15 protein-coding genes and 1 pseudogene are annotated in these 16868 nt (G+C 54.4%); 13 read left to right on the top strand and 3 right to left on the bottom strand.

Going from position 1 to position 16868, the window contains the following annotated elements; all coding sequences use genetic code 11:
- From H7A81_RS09615 to H7A81_RS09560, 12 genes and pseudogenes are all read left to right on the top strand, one after another.
- Positions 1–696, top strand: a pseudogene (locus H7A81_RS09615) (DNA mismatch repair protein MutL); the annotation flags it as partial.
- On the top strand, positions 689–1630 hold the full coding sequence (gene miaA, locus H7A81_RS09610) for a tRNA (adenosine(37)-N6)-dimethylallyltransferase MiaA (RefSeq protein ID WP_034829369.1): 942 nt from the start codon (positions 689–691) through the stop codon (positions 1628–1630). The pseudogene H7A81_RS09615 and the gene miaA, both read left to right, overlap by 8 nt.
- Positions 1631–1740: 110 nt before the next feature.
- Positions 1741–2058, top strand: a complete 318-nt coding sequence (gene hfq, locus H7A81_RS09605; RefSeq protein WP_034829366.1) for an RNA chaperone Hfq — start codon at positions 1741–1743, stop codon at positions 2056–2058.
- An 80-nt stretch (positions 2059–2138) separates the two neighbouring features.
- Positions 2139–3419, top strand: a complete 1281-nt coding sequence (hflX, locus tag H7A81_RS09600) for a ribosome rescue GTPase HflX (protein WP_160868577.1) — start codon at positions 2139–2141, stop codon at positions 3417–3419.
- A 113-nt stretch (positions 3420–3532) separates the two neighbouring features.
- Positions 3533–4771: an FtsH protease activity modulator HflK gene (gene hflK / locus H7A81_RS09595; RefSeq protein ID WP_034829354.1), complete on the top strand. Its 1239-nt coding sequence runs from the start codon at positions 3533–3535 to the stop codon at positions 4769–4771.
- 3 nt (positions 4772–4774) lie between these two features.
- A complete protein-coding gene (gene hflC, locus H7A81_RS09590; protein ID WP_034829352.1) occupies positions 4775–5779 on the top strand; it encodes a protease modulator HflC in 1005 nt (334 codons plus the stop codon).
- 58 nt (positions 5780–5837) lie between these two features.
- Positions 5838–6038 (top strand): DUF2065 family protein, encoded by a 201-nt coding sequence (locus H7A81_RS09585; protein WP_034829350.1) that lies wholly within the window; start codon positions 5838–5840, stop codon positions 6036–6038.
- Between the two features lie 176 nt (positions 6039–6214).
- The gene (locus H7A81_RS09580) at positions 6215–7513 is read left to right on the top strand and encodes an adenylosuccinate synthase (protein ID WP_034829348.1); all 1299 of its coding nucleotides are present in this window, start codon (positions 6215–6217) and stop codon (positions 7511–7513) included.
- A 192-nt stretch (positions 7514–7705) separates the two neighbouring features.
- Positions 7706–8149 (top strand): nitric oxide-sensing transcriptional repressor NsrR, encoded by a 444-nt coding sequence (gene nsrR / locus H7A81_RS09575; RefSeq protein ID WP_166936527.1) that lies wholly within the window; start codon positions 7706–7708, stop codon positions 8147–8149.
- A gap of 16 nt (positions 8150–8165) precedes the next feature.
- Complete coding sequence (gene rnr / locus H7A81_RS09570) at positions 8166–10616, top strand: ribonuclease R (protein WP_182057338.1); 2451 nt, start codon at positions 8166–8168, stop codon at positions 10614–10616.
- 266 nt (positions 10617–10882) lie between these two features.
- A complete protein-coding gene (gene rlmB / locus H7A81_RS09565) occupies positions 10883–11617 on the top strand; it encodes a 23S rRNA (guanosine(2251)-2'-O)-methyltransferase RlmB (protein WP_034829342.1) in 735 nt (244 codons plus the stop codon).
- An 89-nt stretch (positions 11618–11706) separates the two neighbouring features.
- Positions 11707–13335: an isovaleryl-CoA dehydrogenase gene (locus H7A81_RS09560; protein WP_182057337.1), complete on the top strand. Its 1629-nt coding sequence runs from the start codon at positions 11707–11709 to the stop codon at positions 13333–13335.
- Here H7A81_RS09560 and bsmA read toward each other — a convergent pair.
- Positions 13309–13635, bottom strand: a complete 327-nt coding sequence (gene bsmA / locus H7A81_RS09555; RefSeq protein ID WP_034829337.1) for a biofilm peroxide resistance protein BsmA — start codon at positions 13633–13635, stop codon at positions 13309–13311. The two genes, H7A81_RS09560 and bsmA, sit on opposite strands and share 27 nt — an antisense overlap.
- Positions 13636–13690: 55 nt before the next feature.
- Entirely contained in the window at positions 13691–15622 is a 1932-nt protein-coding gene (locus H7A81_RS09550) for a methyl-accepting chemotaxis protein (protein WP_182057336.1), read from the bottom strand.
- A gap of 160 nt (positions 15623–15782) precedes the next feature.
- Between H7A81_RS09550 and yjfP the strand changes: the two genes are divergently transcribed.
- Positions 15783–16532: an esterase gene (gene yjfP / locus H7A81_RS09545; protein ID WP_097119493.1), complete on the top strand. Its 750-nt coding sequence runs from the start codon at positions 15783–15785 to the stop codon at positions 16530–16532.
- A 47-nt stretch (positions 16533–16579) separates the two neighbouring features.
- Here yjfP and H7A81_RS09540 read toward each other — a convergent pair whose 3' ends face one another.
- Positions 16580–16786, bottom strand: a complete 207-nt coding sequence (locus H7A81_RS09540) for a hypothetical protein (protein WP_034829327.1) — start codon at positions 16784–16786, stop codon at positions 16580–16582.
- Positions 16787–16868: the final 82 nt, after the last annotated feature.

Genomic DNA, 16868 nt, shown 5'->3' with positions numbered 1-16868 from the left:
GAGCCGGTCTATCGAGCACGTGAAGGGGCCGCCTACCAGCAGTTAATGAAAACGCCTGTGGCCGAAACCCCTCGCGCCGCCGCGCCGCAACCGGCTCCCGTGCGTCAGCCTGAAGCACGCGAAGCGCCGTTGGCTGCCCATGCGCAAAGTTTTGGTCGTGTGCTGAGCGTGATGAATGAGCAATATGCGCTGCTGGAACGGGGTCATCAATTACAGTTGTTGTCACTGAATGTGGCCTCACGCTGGCTGAAACAGGCCCAGTTACAACCGGGAGAAGAGGGCTTGAAACCTCAACCTTTACTGATCCCGGTGCGGCTGAAAATTGCCAAAGAAGAGTTGAATGTGATCGATGCTCAGGGCGCGTTATTGAGGCTGATGGGCATTGATTTACAACGAGAAGGTCAGCACGTCACCTTACGCGCCGTCCCTTTACCGTTACGCACACAAAATTTACAAATCTTGATTCCAGAACTGTTAGGCTACTTGGCCCGGCAGCAAGAGGTTTCTGCATCTACGTTGGCCCAATGGCTGGCACGTCGTGATGATGCAGAACACGCTCACTGGAATCACTCGCAGGCGATTGCACTGCTGGCAGAGCTGGAAAGGCTTTGCCCGCATCTGCTCAAGTCGCCGCCTTCAGGTCTGTTACAGACCATTGAGATTGAGAGCGCGATTAACGCGTTGAAGCATGAGTGAACTAAACCAGGCTAGCCGGCCAAAGGCAATTTTTTTGATGGGGCCTACCGCCTCCGGTAAGACGGCATTAGCGATTTCGCTGCGTCAGCAACTTCCGGTGGAACTTATCAGCGTTGACTCTGCCTTAATCTATCGCGGGATGGATATTGGCACGGCGAAACCGTCGGCAGAAGAGTTAGCACTGGCGCCCCATCGTTTGCTGGACATTCGCGATCCGGCGGAAGCGTATTCCGCCGCTGAGTTTCGTCGCGATGCGCTGGCAGAAATGGCGGAGATTACCCAAAAGGGTAAGATTCCGTTGCTTGTTGGTGGAACCATGCTCTACTTCAAGGCGTTGCTTGAAGGATTGTCGCCGTTGCCCTCGGCCGATCCCGAGGTGCGTCAGCGGATAGAGCAAATGGCGGCGGAGAAAGGGTGGGAAGCCCTGCACCGCCAGCTGTGTGAAATCGATCCGGTCGCCGGTAGTCGTATTCATCCGAATGATCCGCAGAGACTTTCGCGAGCACTGGAAGTTTTTTTTATTTCGGGTAAAACTTTAACGGAACTGACAAAAACATCCGGCGAAGCGTTACCCTACGACGTGTACCAGTTTGCTATCGCTCCGGCGAATCGTGAACTGATACATCAACGCATTGCGTTGCGTTACGACCAGATGCTAGCGTCAGGATTTGAAGCGGAGGCTCGTGAACTGTTTGCACGAGGTGATTTGCATACGGATATGCCTTCCATTCGTTGTGTAGGTTATCGCCAGATGTGGTCTTATCTCTCTGGTGAAATCGATTACGACGAAATGGTTTATCGGGGAATTTGCGCCACCCGGCAGCTCGCTAAACGCCAGATGACCTGGTTACGTGGCTGGCCAAACGTCCATTGGTTAGACAGTGACGAGCCAGAATTAGCCCGTAATGCGGTGCTTCAGGTAGTTAGTGCGTAGCAGGGATGATTGTGTACAATTGGTCCGTTATCGTGCGCAAATTTTTACGCAGTTTTTCTGAACCACGGTTCTTAAAGTAACAAACAACAAGCATATAAGGAAAAGATAGAATGGCTAAGGGGCAATCATTACAAGACCCGTTTTTGAACGCATTGCGTCGTGAACGTGTACCGGTTTCGATCTATTTGGTGAATGGTATTAAGCTGCAAGGACAAATTGAATCCTTTGATCAGTTCGTCATTCTGTTGAAAAACACGGTTAGCCAGATGGTGTACAAGCACGCCATCTCTACAGTGGTTCCTTCTCGTCCGGTTTCGCACCATAGCAACAACCCGGGCGGTAGCGGTGGCAGCAGCAATTACCACCATAGCGGAAGCAACCAGGGCGCTCAGTCGCAGCCACAACAAGACGGCGATAACGCAGAATAATTTTGCGCTGCCGTAAAGCCAGGGCTGGGGAGCGAAAGCGTTTTCCCGTCCTGGTTATTTTATTTTAGCGAGGTTATAGCTTGTTTGACCGTTATGATGCCGGTGAGCAGGCCGTACTGGTACACATCTGGTTCTCCCAAGACAAAGAGCTGGAAGATTTGCAGGAGTTCGAAACTCTTGTCTCTTCTGCGGGCGTCGAAGCGCTGCATGTGATTACTGGCAGCCGTAAAGCGCCACATCCCAAATATTTTGTCGGTGAAGGAAAGGCAGTTGAAATTGCCGATGCGGTGAAAGCGAGTGGAGCATCGGTCGTATTATTCGATCATGCCTTATCGCCTGCCCAGGAACGTAATCTCGAGCGAGTGTGTGAATGTCGCGTTGTCGACCGCACTGGCTTAATTCTCGATATTTTTGCTCAGCGCGCCCGTACCCATGAGGGTAAATTACAGGTCGAGCTGGCACAGTTACGCCACATGGCAACCCGTTTGGTGCGTGGATGGACGCACCTTGAGCGCCAAAAAGGCGGTATTGGTTTGCGTGGTCCCGGTGAAACGCAGCTGGAAACGGACCGCCGCTTACTGCGTAATCGCATTAGTCTCATCCTTTCTCGCCTTGAGCGTGTGGAGAAGCAGCGCGAACAGGGCCGACAAGCACGCGCCAAAGCCGATGTGCCGACCGTTTCGCTGGTGGGATACACCAACGCCGGCAAATCTACCCTGTTCAATGCGGTGACGTCAGCCAATGTATATGCGGCCGATCAGCTGTTTGCGACCCTCGATCCGACACTGCGTCGCCTGAATGTGGCAGACGTGGGTGAGGTGGTTTTAGCGGATACCGTTGGGTTTATTCGCCACTTACCGCATGACTTAGTGGCGGCCTTTAAAGCCACACTGCAGGAAACACGGCAGGCGACGCTCTTGCTGCACGTGATTGACGCTGCCGATTTGCGCGTCAACGACAACATCGACGCCGTTAATGAAGTATTGGCAGAAATCGAATCGGATGAAATTCCCACGCTGTTGATTATGAATAAAATCGACATGCTGGACGGTTTTGTGCCGCGTATTGATCGTGATGAAGAGAATAAGCCGACACGCGTCTGGCTTTCTGCTCAGAGCGGTGAAGGTCTACCCTTACTTTGGCAGGCGCTGTCTGAACGCTTAGCCGGTGAAATTGCGCAGTATGATTTACGTCTGCCGCCAGAAGCGGGCCGTTTGCGCAGCCGCTTCTACCAACTGCAGGCGATTGAGAAAGAATGGAATGAAGATGATGGTTCTGTAGGTATGCATGTGAGAATGCCAATCGTTGACTGGCGTCGTTTGTGCAAACAGGAACCGTCATTAGCCAGTTATATTGTTTGATATTGCCCTAACGCCTTTACCTAACTTGTTGAAAATTGCTGCAATTATTTCTCTGGGCCGCAATTCGAAAGAGGAAGGGTAAAAAACGTAAATACAATAAATGGAGTAGAAACATGGCGTGGAATCAGCCCGGAAATAACGGACAGGACCGCGACCCGTGGGGAAGCAGCAATAATCAAGGCGGCAACTCTGGGGGAAATAAGGGAGGGCGCGATCAGGGGCCTCCTGATCTGGATGATATCTTCCGTAAGCTGAGTAAAAAACTCGGCGGACTGGGCGGTGGCAAACAGAGTGACAACAATGGCCAGCGCGGCGGTGGTAGCGGTGGCAAACTGGTTGGCATCGTTGCCGTAGCCGCAGTGGTCATCTGGGCTGCCAGCGGTTTCTACACCATCAAAGAAGCAGAACGTGGCGTTGTGACCCGTTTTGGTAAGTTCAGCCATCTGGTTGAGCCGGGCCTGAACTGGAAGCCAACCTTTATCGATCAGGTGCGTGCCGTTAACGTTGAAGCCGTGCGTGAACTGGCCGCCTCTGGCGTGATGCTGACGTCGGACGAAAACGTGGTGCGCGTTGAAATGAACGTGCAGTACCGCGTGACCAATCCTGAGCAGTATTTGTATGCGGTCACCAGCGCTGACGACAGTCTGCGTCAGGCCACCGACAGCGCGCTGCGCGGTGTGATTGGTCGTTCTACCATGGACCGTATCCTCACCGAAGGCCGTACCGTGGTGCGTAGCGAAACCCAACGCGAGCTGGATGAAACCATCCGCCCTTACAACATGGGTATCACCCTGCTTGACGTCAACTTCCAGGCGGCACGTCCACCGGAAGAAGTGAAGGCCTCGTTTGACGATGCCATCGCCGCACGTGAAAACCGCGAGCAGTACGTGCGTGAAGCAGAAGCCTATTCAAATGAAGTGCAGCCGCGTGCGAACGGTCAGGCGCAACGTATTCTGGAAGAAGCCCGCGCTTACAAAGAGCGTACGGTGTTAGAAGCGCAGGGTGAAGTGGCACGCTTTGCTTTACTGCTGCCGGAATACAAAGCCGCACCGCAAATCACCAAAGAGCGTCTGTATATCGAAAGCATGGAACGCGTGCTGAGCCATACGCGTAAAGTCCTGGTTAATGACCGTGGTAACAGCCTGATGGTGCTGCCGCTGGATCAACTGATGCGTGGTGGTCAGATTTCTGGCAGCCAGGCAGGCCAGAAAAACACTAATTTGATGAAGCTGCCTTCGTCTGGCAGCAGTGCCAGCAATGATGACTCTTCGTCTTATAGTCCGAGCAGCATCATGGACCAGCGTCGCGCCAATGCGTTACGCAACGATACCCAGCGCGCAGGGAGGGAGTAATCGATGCGTAAGCCAATTATTGCCGTAATTATTGTCGTCCTGGTGGCGCTGTACGCATCGCTGTTTGTGGTGCAAGAAGGTGAGCGCGGTATCGTGCTGCGCTTCGGTAAAGTTCTGCGCGATAGCGAGAACAAGCCGCAGGTTTATGAGCCGGGTCTGCATTTCAAGATCCCATTCATTGAAACTGTGAAGTCGCTGGATGCACGTATCCAGACCATGGACAACCAGGCCGATCGCTTTGTTACCAAAGAGAAGAAAGACCTGATCGTTGATTCCTACATCAAGTGGCGTATCAGTGATTTTAGCCGCTACTACCTGGCAACTGGCGGTGGTGATGTTTCTCAGGCTGAAGTGTTGCTGAAACGTAAGTTTAGTGACCGTCTGCGCTCTGAGATGGGTCGCCTGGATGTGAAAGACATCGTGACGGATTCACGTGGTCGTTTGACCACCGACGTGCGTGATGCGTTGAACACCGGTACCGCAGGCAGTGATGACGAAGTGCAGACGCCAGCCGCAGATGATGCGATTGCCAGCGCGGCAGCCCGCGTAGAGCGTGAAACCAACAGCAGCGAGCCAGCACCGAATCCGAACAGTATGGCTGCACTGGGTATTCAGGTGGTTGACGTACGCATCAAGCAGATCAACCTGCCAGCGGAGGTGTCTGATGCTATCTACAACCGTATGCGCGCTGAGCGTGAAGCGGTTGCCCGTAGCCAGCGTTCACAAGGTCAGGAAGAGGCAGAAAAACTGCGTGCCCAGGCGGATTACCAGGTCACTCGTACTTTGGCTGAAGCCCAGCGTCAGGCATTGATCTCACGTGGTGAAGGTGATGCGCAGGCAGCAAAATTGTTTGCTGATGCTTTCGGTCAGGATCCTGATTTCTATGCCTTTATCCGCAGCCTGCGTGCTTACGAGAACAGCTTCTCTGATAACCAGGATGTGATGGTGTTGAGCCCGGATAGCGATTTCTTCCGCTTTATGAAGGCACCGACTAACACCGCGCGTTAAGAACTGATATAACCTTGAGGCCGACAATGTTGTCGGCCTTTTTTTTGGGAAAAATAGAATGAACACAACCATCTGGATGGCGCTGGCATTAGTTCTGGTGCTGGAAGGGCTGGGTCCGATGTTTCTGCCGCGTATCTGGCGCCGCATGATTCTGTCTATGGCGCAGTTGCCCGATCGCATCCTGCATCGTTTTGGTGGTGGATTAGTGGTAGCGGGCGTGGTGATTTATTACATGCTGAGCGTGCATGCGAGCGCTTAGCGTTAAATTTGAGCGATAACGCACGGCTAAATTGTGTCTTGCAGTCGATGTTTCCCCCAACATGTTGTATTGATCAAAACGCGGGCAAAAAACCGCGCAATCGTATGCTAAAAGTGCTGAAAGTGAGCAAAACCGATGGTAGAATCCATTTTTAAGCAATCGGTGATTTTGAAAAAATGGGTAAGAACGTCGTCGTACTGGGCACCCAATGGGGTGACGAAGGTAAAGGTAAGATCGTAGACCTTCTGACTGAACGCGCGAATTTCGTTGTGCGTTACCAGGGTGGCCACAATGCAGGCCATACACTTGTCATCAACGGTGAAAAAACCGTCCTCCACTTAATTCCATCTGGCATCCTGCGTGATAACGTGACCAGCATCATTGGTAATGGTGTTGTATTGTCGCCTGAAGCGCTGATGAAAGAGATGAAAGGTCTGGAAGAGCGCGGTGTGCCGGTACGTGAACGTCTGCTGATCTCTGAAGCATGTCCACTGATTCTGCAATATCACGTCGCGATGGACGTGGCGCGCGAAAAAGCGCGTGGCGCCAAAGCGATTGGTACCACCGGTCGTGGTATCGGTCCAGCTTACGAAGATAAAGTTGCACGTCGCGGTCTTCGCGTGAGCGACCTCTTCAACAAAGAAACCTTCGCCGTTAAGCTGAAAGAAATCGTCGATTTCTACAACTTCCAGCTGGTTAACTACTACAAAACTGATGCGGTTGACTACGAAAAAGTGCTGAGCGATACGTTGGCTGTGGCTGACATTCTGACCAGCATGGTGGTTGACGTTTCTGACCTGTTGGACGGTGCGCGCAAGCGTGGCGATCTGATCATGTTCGAAGGCGCACAGGGTACGCTGCTGGATATCGACCACGGTACTTATCCGTACGTGACCTCGTCTAACACCACCGCAGGTGGCGTGGCGACGGGCTCCGGTATTGGCCCACGTTATGTTGATTACGTGCTGGGTATCGTTAAAGCTTACTCAACGCGTGTTGGTGCGGGTCCATTCCCTACCGAACTGTTTGACGAAACTGGCGAGTTCCTGTGTGCACAGGGCCACGAATTTGGCGCGACCACCGGTCGTCGTCGTCGTACCGGCTGGCTGGATGCGGTTGCCGTTCGTCGCGCAGTACAGATCAACTCCCTGTCAGGTTTCTGCATGACCAAACTGGACGTGCTGGATGGCCTGAAAGAAGTGAAAATCTGTGTGGCTTATCGCATGCCGGATGGCCGCGAGATGACCACCACGCCACTGGCTGCGGAAGGTTGGGAAGGTATTGAGCCAATCTACGAAACCATGCCTGGCTGGAGCGAAACCACCTTTGGTGTGAAAACGCTGGAAGGTCTGCCACAGGCCGCGCGTGACTACATCAAGCGTGTAGAAGAAGTGACCGGTGTGCCGATTGATATTATTTCAACTGGCCCGGACCGTAGTGAGACCATGATTCTGCGCGACCCGTTCGACGCATAATCTGACATGGCCGGACACTGTCCGGCCTTTGTTTATCCGCTCTTTGACTCCGCTCACTCTCTTTTTTCTTGCAATTATCGATACTTGCTTAAGAAAAAACGCACCGGCTTCCACGCTCTGGTTTATCATCATACTTAAATACCACGCCGACCGGCGCATAACCCTAACGCCCGATGATTCACCGAGGTATATGTGCAGCTAACGAGTTTCACCGATTATGGTCTGCGTGCGCTGATTTACATGGCGACGTTGCCGGAAGGTAAGCAGACCAACATTACCGAAGTCACCGATACCTACGGGGTGTCGCGTAACCATATGGTTAAAATCATCAACCAACTCAGCCGGGCTGGCTTTGTCGCCGCGACACGCGGTAAAAACGGCGGAATTCGTTTAGGCATGGACCCGGAAAAAATCGTCATTGGTCAGGTAGTGAGAAAAATGGAGCCTTTGCAGCTGGTGAACTGTGAGGAGTGTGCCATCACACCGGCCTGTCGTCTGCGCAAGGCGCTGCACGATGCGGTCCAGATATTCCTCAAAGAGTTGGATAACTATACGTTGGCCGATCTGGTCAAAGATAACGATTCACTGTACCAAATTTTATTGTCCGAACCGCCGGTGGCAATCCAAATTAAATGACATCGGAGGAACCGTAATGTCAAAAGATCCTTATCAGGATAGAGAAGCAGAAAAGTACGACAACCCCATTCCAAGCCGCGAATTTATTCTGGCGCTGTTAGAAAAGCGTGAGAAACCCATCAATCGCGATGAAATTGCCCAGGAATTGAATATCACCAGCGAAGAGCAGCTCGAAGCGCTGCGCCGTCGTCTGCGCGCCATGGAGCGTGACGGTCAGCTGGTGTTTACCCGTCGTCAATGTTACGCCCTGCCAGAACGCCTCGACTTACTGCGCGGTAAAGTGATTGGTCACCGTGATGGCTATGGCTTCTTGCGCGTCGAAGGCCAGAAAGATGATTTCTATCTGTCTGCTGAGCAGATGAAATTCTGCCTGCACGGTGATGTGATTCTGGCACAGCCGGGTAGTGCAGACCGTAAAGGTCGCCGTGAAGCGCGCGTGGTGCGCGTGCTGGAACCACGCAACAGCCAGATTGTTGGCCGTTACTTTACCGATGCCGGCACCGGTTTTGTGGTGCCGGATGACAGCCGCCTGAGCTTCGACATCCTGATTCCGCAGGAAGAAACCCAGGGCGCGCGCATGGGCTCGGTGGTGGTTGTAGAGATCGTCCAGCGCTCAACCCGTCGCACCAAAGCCATCGGCAAGGTCACCGAGATTCTCGGCGATAACATGGGCACCGGTCTTGCGGTCGATATGGCGCTGCGCACCCACGAGATCCCACATACCTGGCCGGAAGAAGTTGAGAAAGAGATTTCGAAACTGAAAGAGCAGGTGCCAGAGGAGGCAAAAAAAGGCCGCGTCGATCTGCGTGAATTACCGCTCGTTACCATTGATGGTGAAGATGCGCGTGACTTTGACGATGCCGTCTACTGTGAGAAAAAACGCGGTGGCGGCTGGCGTTTGTGGGTAGCGATTGCGGATGTCAGCTATTACGTGCGCCCAGGCACAGCGTTAGATAACGAAGCGCATCAGCGCGGCACGTCGGTTTACTTCCCGTCACAAGTGGTGCCGATGCTGCCGGAGATCCTCTCCAACGGTTTGTGCTCGCTGAATCCGCAGGTTGATCGCCTCTGCATGGTATGCGAGATGACCATCTCTTCCAGCGGCAAGCTCACTGGCTATAAGCACTACGAAGCGGTGATGAATTCCCATGCGCGTCTGACTTACACCAAGGTGTGGAACATTCTGCAGGGCGATACCGAGCTGCGTGAGCAGTATGCAGCACAGGTTAAACACCTTGAAGAGCTGCATCACATGTATCAGGAGCTGGAAACCGCACGTGAGCAGCGTGGCGGCATCTCCTTCGAAACGGAAGAAGCCAAATTTATCTTCAATGCGGAGCGTCGTATTGATCGCGTTGAACGTACCGTGCGTAACGATGCGCACAAGCTGATCGAAGAGTGCATGATTCTCGCCAACATCGCCTCGGCGCGTTATGTTGAGAAGCATCAGGAACCGTCACTGTTCCGCGATCACGATCGTCCAACCGAAGATAGCATCAAAAGCTTCCGCACCGTATTAAACGAGCTGGGCTTGAGCCTGCCAGGTGGCGCGAAACCGCAGCCTGTCGACTATGCCGAATTGCTCAAGCAAGTAGCTGATCGCCCCGATGCAGAAATGCTGCAAACCATGTTGCTGCGCTCAATGAAGCAAGCGGTGTACGATCCTGAAAACCGTGGTCACTTTGGCCTGGCGTTGCAGTCCTATGCGCACTTCACCTCACCGATTCGCCGCTACCCTGATCTGCTGTTGCACCGCGCGATCAAATACCTGCTGGCGAAAGAGCAGGGCACGCTGAAAGGTAACACCACGCCAAACGGCGGCTATCACTACGATATGCAGCAGATGTTGCAGCTCGGTCAGCACTGTTCGATGACCGAACGCCGTGCTGATGAAGCCACGCGTGATGTCGCGGACTGGCTGAAATGTGACTTCATGCAGGATCAGGTTGGCAACGTGTTTAGCGGCGTGATCTCCAGCGTGACCGGATTTGGCTTCTTTGTGCGTCTCAACGATCTGTTTATTGATGGCCTGGTGCACGTCTCTTCGCTGGACAACGATTACTACCGTTTCGATCCAATTGGTCAGCGTCTGATTGGCGAATCTGGTGGCCGTACTTATCGTTTAGGCGATACGGTGGAAGTGCGTGTGGAAGCGGTGCACATGGATGAGCGCAAAATCGACTTTGCGCTGATCTCCAGCAAGCGCGTACCGCGCGGCGAGGGTAAAACCGAGCGCGAACGTGAGAAGCGCGGCGGCAAGCCGCCGGCAAGACGTCGTCGTGATGCGGGTAAAAAGGGCACCTTCGAGCCAGATTCAGCGTTCCGCAGCGAGAAGAAGCAGCATGCGCCTGCTGAAAAATCGGCAAAAACTGAGAAAAAAGGCAAAAAAATCTCTGAGAAAACCCGTAAAATCGCCGCCGCCACCAAGGCCAAGCGCGGGTCGAAGAAGAAACCTAACGAAGCTTGAGGGTTGGCTCGCGAAGCCTGAAGACCTGATCGCACTTTGAAGCTGGGGTCGCCTTAAACGGCGCCCCAAAGTTAGGCCAGCGTGCTGTGATGGCGCCCGCGCGACAGATCATGGATAAGTGCGTAGTGATGGCGACGTTAAGTTAGTTCAGCGTGTTGTGACGACGAGCGTACGTTAAATCAGCGCGTTTTGTAGGGTGCGCAGTTATGTGCACCGAAATTAATACTCAAATTTTCAAATCGATACATCCAACCTTGAGCAAACAAATGAGTGAAATAATTTTTGGTATTCATGCCGTGCAGGCGCTGCTGGAACGTGATCCTCAGCGTTTCCAGGAAGTCTTTATTCTCAAAGGCCGTGACGATCGTCGCCTGCAGCCGCTGATTGCCGCACTGGAAGCTCAGGGAATTGTGGTTCAGGTGGCTAACCGCCAATGGCTCGACAGCCAGGTGGAAGGCGGTGTGCATCAGGGTATCGTGGCACGCGTTAAACAGGGTAAAAACTATCAGGAAGGCGATCTGCCGGATCTGCTGCAAAGCCTGGAAAAACCGTTCCTGCTGGTACTGGATGGCGTTACCGATCCGCATAACCTCGGTGCCTGCCTGCGTAGCGCCGATGCGGCGGGCGTGCATGCCGTCATCGTGCCGAAAGATCGTGCCGCCCCGCTGAATGCCACCGCGAAAAAAGTCGCCAGTGGTGCAGCAGAGAACGTGCCATTGATTCGCGTCACCAACCTGGCACGTACCCTGCGTTTACTGCAGGAGTACAACATCTGGGTGGTTGGCACCGCAGGTGAAGCCGATCACACCGTTTACCAGAGCAAAATGACTGGCCCGATGGCGCTGGTGATGGGCGCGGAAGGCGAAGGCATGCGTCGTCTGACCCGTGAACACTGTGATGAGCTGATCAGCATCCCAATGGCTGGCAGCGTCTCTTCACTGAACGTCTCTGTCGCCACCGGCGTCTGCCTGTTCGAAGCGGTACGTCAGCGTTTGGCGTGATCCCCACCGCAAAAGTGTTTCTGAGCCAGGCATAACTGCACATCCCCCTCATACTTGAACCATGCGTTTTATGAGGGAGATGCCACATTATGACCTGGACAACCCACAGCGTTTTCAATCAGCCCCATCCTCTTAGTCATAGCAATTTATTCACCCGCGATATCGCCTTGTGCGAGGCCGTGGCGCGCGAAGGTGCAGTCTGGGATCGCGAATGGCTGGCCTCTGTCGGACTGCAACTCGGCAGCGCTGAATCGCTGGAATTAGGTCGGCTGGCGAATACCCAACCGCCTGAGCTGCAGCGCTATGACGCACGCGGTGAGCGGCTGGACGAAGTGCGCTTTCACCCGGCATGGCATTTGCTAATGCAGGGATTATGCGCCAGCCGCTTGCACAACCTCAGCTGGCAGCCCGATGTTCAGCCTAATGCGATGGTGGCGCGTGCCGCGCGCTTTATTTTGCATGCTCAGGTCGAAGCGGGTTCACTCTGCCCGGTCACCATGACGCATGCCGCCATTCCGCTACTGCAAAATCATCTGCCGGAGGCCTATTCGGATTGGCGCGAGGCGCTGCTGAGCGATCGCTACGATGCGCATCACCAGCCGGGCAACAAAAAGCGCGGCCTGTTGATTGGCATGGGCATGACCGAGAAGCAGGGCGGAACCGATGTGCTCAGCAACAGTACGCGCGCGGAACCGATTGGTGTGCACGGCACAGGCGAGCCTTATCGCATCACCGGTCACAAATGGTTTTTCTCTGTGCCGCAAAGCGATGCGCATCTCATTCTGGCGCAGACTTCGCAAGGGCTGAGCTGTTTCTTTCTGCCGCGTCTGCTGCCTGATGGAACGCGCAACGCGATTCGCATCGAGCGCCTGAAGGACAAGCTTGGCAACCGCTCTAATGCCAGCGCCGAGGTGGAATTCCAGGATGCGATTGGCTGGTTGATGGGCGAAGAGGGCGATGGCGTGCGGCTGATCCTGAAAATGGGCGGCATGACGCGCTTTGATTGCGCATTGGGCAGCCATGGCTTAATGCGCCGCGCTTTGTCGATTGCCCTGCATCACGCACAGCAGCGTCAGGTGATGGGCAAAAACCTTAGCGATCAGCCATTAATGCGCACCGTGCTGGCGCAGCAGGCCTTGCAGCTGGAAGGGCAAACCGCGCTGCTGATGCGATTAGCGCGCGCATGGTCCACGCCCGCCAGCGAGCACGAGCGTTTGTACGCACGACTGTTCACCCCCGCCGCCAAGTTTGGCATCTGCAAAGCGGGCATGCCGTTTGTGGCTGAATCGATGGAAGTGTTGGGCGGCATCGGCTACTGCGAAGAGAGTGAACTGCCGCGTCTGTACCGTGAGATGCCGGTCAATAGCATCTGGGAGGGTTCTGGCAACGTGATGTGCCTCGACGTGCTGCGCGTGCTGGGTCGCCAGGCGGATGTCATGACCATGCTCAACGATGAATTTGAAGCGGTAAAAGGCAGCAATCGCCACGTTGATCGTCGCTGGCGCCAGTTAAGGCTGCAGCTCAACCATGTGCGGGAAGGTATGGCACGTGAGGTGACGCAGGAACTGTTACAACTGGCGAGCGCGGCGATTCTATTAAAAGTGGCAGAACCGCCGTTGGCTGATGGCTGGTGCGATCAACACCTGGATATGCGGGGGCGACGTTCGTTGAGTGACGACCTCTGCACACGCTTACTGTTGCGCGCCAGCGCTGGCTGAAGGCGCACCATAGAGAATCGCAGTGCCGTACCAAAAACCGGGCAGCGTGGTTTCATCCAGCATCAGGATTTGATAGTAAACCGCACCCGCCTGATTCGCGCGTGCGGCCAGTGCGCGCTGGGCATCATCCGGTGAACCACGGGTAGAGACCGTAATATTGCCCAGCTTGCGCAAGCCATAACTTTGCGCACGACTAATCTCCTGCGCGTGGCTGGTGGGCGGCGGTGGGGCTTCCGGCGTGGTTTTAAACGCAGCACATCCGGTTAGTAATAGGCTCAACACCAGTAAAAAGCGATGCATAACACGCTCCTGAAAAGGAAGATGGCTCCAGTTTAGGCCATCTTCCCCGTTCACATCAGTCTTTCAGATGAAAAACACTCACCAGCTGCGTCAAATGATGACCTTGCTGGCTTAGTGTCTGTGCGGTGGTTTCCGATTGGGTGATCATATCGCTGCTTTGGTGCGTCGCCTGGCCAATATGATTCATTGCCAGATTAACCTGACCAATGCCCGCTGCCTGCTCTTGTGCGGCGATATTGATCTCGCCCATCAGCGTTTTCACCTGCTCAATATGGCTGACGATATGCTGCATTGCATCGCGCGTTTGCTCGGATAGCGCATGGCCAGCCGCTACTTTATCGATGGAGGTGGCGATCAAGTTATCGATCTCTTTAGCCGCATTGGCACTGCGCTGCGCCAGCGCACGGACTTCCGCTGCGACCACGGCAAAGCCTTTGCCATGCTCACCGGCACGCGCCGCTTCCACCGCCGCGTTTAGTGCCAGAATATTGGTCTGGAAAGCGATCGATTCAATCACATGGGTGATATCGGCGATGCTCTGTGAAGCCACGCGGATCTCCGCCATAGTTTCGACCGAGCGTGCCACCGTACTGCCGCCTTGATCAACGGTGTTGGCCGCTTCACCGACCAGCGCCATCGCCTGACGCACGTTGGCCGCGGTTTGCGCCACGGTGGCACCAAACTGCTCCATGCTGGCAGAGGTCTCTTCCACGCTACTCGCCTGGCGGCTGATCTGTTCACTGATGCTGGAGCTACTGGCAGCGATGGTGTCAGTGCCACGGCTGATATCGCGTGCCGCATAGCGAACCTGACTCACCACTTTTTCCAGCCCATCGCCGATGCCGTTAATCGCCGCTACCAGTTGACCAATTTCATCACGGCGGGTGGAATCAAGATGCGCTTGCAAATTACCGGCCGCATACTGCTCCGCCAGATGAATCACCTGCTGCAACGGGCGCGTAATGGCGCGTCGGCTATACCAGATAAAGCCCACGGCGAAAGCGATCACCAGGGCAAGCCCAATGACGATAAACAGGTTACGGCTCTGGGTTATCGGGGCCAGCAGGCTGGCACGACTCACTTCTCCGGCAATAATCCAGTTCCAGCCCGGCAGTTGCTGCCACGCCAATAACTTAGTCTCGCCATCGAGTTCAATACTCATTAACCCTTTGGGCTGGGTTAACAGTTGCTGCTGGACGGTCTGATCCCAACGCGGCAATTTGCCTTCTGATTGACGATCAAACAGATACTGTCCCTGCGTGCTGCCGGCGGCACCGTTCAACACAAAGAAGTTGCCACTGTCGCCGAGATGGCGTGCCAGCACTTTGTCGCGCATCAGGGCGTATTGCGTATCGATCTGTACGCCAACGAACAGAATGGCGATCACCGCGCCGCTCTCATCCTGCACCGGCTGATACTGGGTGATATAACGATGGCCAAATAGCGTGGCCAGTCCGCGATAAACTTCGCCCTGATTAACGCTACGCCAGGCTGCGCTGCTCCGGTCAAGTCTGGTGCCAATGGCACGATTGCCATCCTCTTTTTTCAGCGAGGTGGCGATACGAACATAGTCTTCACCGTCACGCACAAAGATGGTCGACACCGCACCGGTGCGATCGAGAAAATCATCCACCGCGATTTGATCGAGGTTGAGGGTTTTCAGCCCGGCGCGCAGCGTAGGCGTGCTGAATTCGCCGACCTGAATGCGATCGTTCTCATCACGACTAAAGCGCTTGGGCAAGAAGCTCTGGAAAAGTTTGGTGTAGTTCGCCACTTCTTCAGACAACGTGGCGTTAAACATGGTGGCCATTTCATTAATGCCCAGCACCTGATTCTGCATATCGTCAGTCGCCAGCTGCTCCAGTTGACGGGCCGCGTTATGACTCAGGGTTAGGGTCAGGGTAAACAGCACAATCGCCACGCTTAAAGACGTCAATACAGACAGTTTAATGCCGAGACCCATGGCGCTGAGAGAGAGACGCTTCATAAAGTACCTATTTCAAGACTATTGGAGGGGTACAAGATCAACGGCAAATGCGGCAAAAGGTTTAGTACAGAAATTATTCTGATTAAATGTGAAGTCGCTCGCGTTTTGTCGCTCAGCGCTTACACTGTGACGGGTGATAATCATTCTCAACGGAGGCGGTATGATTGAGTTGGCAACGGAAAACCTGGCAGGTATTGAGTGTATTCATGCGGCTCCTGCCGGGCAGCGGCAGGCACGGTTACCCACCATCCTGTTTTATCACGGCTTTACCTCATCCAAAGAAGTGTACAGCTACTTCGCGGTGGCGCTGGCGCAGGCTGGGTTTCGCGTCGTGATGCCGGATGCCGACATGCACGGCGCGCGCTACAACGGCGATACCGAAGCGCGTATGACGCACTTCTGGGAGATCCTCAAACAGAACATCGACGAAGTACCACAGTTAGAAGCGGCGCTGCGTGAGAAAGATTTGATTGCCGATGAGCGCTTTGCAGTGGCTGGTGCTTCGATGGGCGGCATGACCGCGTTGGGCGCGATGGTGCGCTATCCGCAGATTCATAGCGTCGCTTGTATGATGGGTTCCGGTTACTTTATGCAGCTCAGCCATACGCTGTTCCCACCGCTGGTGGCGCGCACGCCAGAGCAGAAAGAGGCCTTCGCTGCTCGCCTCGCGCCGCTGGCACCTTACGATCCCAGCCAGCAACTGGATAAGCTGGCCAATCGCCCGCTGCTGTTATGGCACGGTGAAGCCGATGAAGTGGTGCCGTTCGCTGAAACCGTCCGGCTGGAGAAAGCGCTGCGTGAAGCCGCGTTGAACGAAAAAATGACCTACCTGTCGGAAAAGCACATCGGCCACAAAATCACGCCTTCAGCCCTGACTGCACTGGTGAGTTTTTTCAAACATCAGCTGTAGAAACAACTCGGGCTGGCAAAGTGAGCCAGCCCGTTACGTCATCCGATTTACAGTTGTGAAGACAGACGATCTGCTGCACTGGTATTCGCACTGACTGGGTTACTGCCAGGCGCATCCAGCCGGTTGACATAGACATAGCCTGAAGCCGCATTGCTGCTGTTACTTCTCATCTGCTGCGCGTAGTCAGCGGAGCTGGCGAAAGCGGGTGGAGACAGGAAGAGACCCAGTAAAGTGGCGAAAATGATGGTTTTCATATTCGACTCCTCACTCCAGGGATTGCACTCTCAGACGCCGCGAATAAGCCAAACCGTTGCGCCTGTAAATAGTTTAGTTCTT

The sequence above is a fragment of the Pantoea sp. ME81 genome, from assembly GCF_903970985.1.
Taxonomy (GTDB): domain Bacteria; phylum Pseudomonadota; class Gammaproteobacteria; order Enterobacterales; family Enterobacteriaceae; genus Pantoea; species Pantoea communis.
Note: the sequence above shows the minus strand (reverse complement) of the source record. Positions and strands in the feature narration are given on the sequence as shown.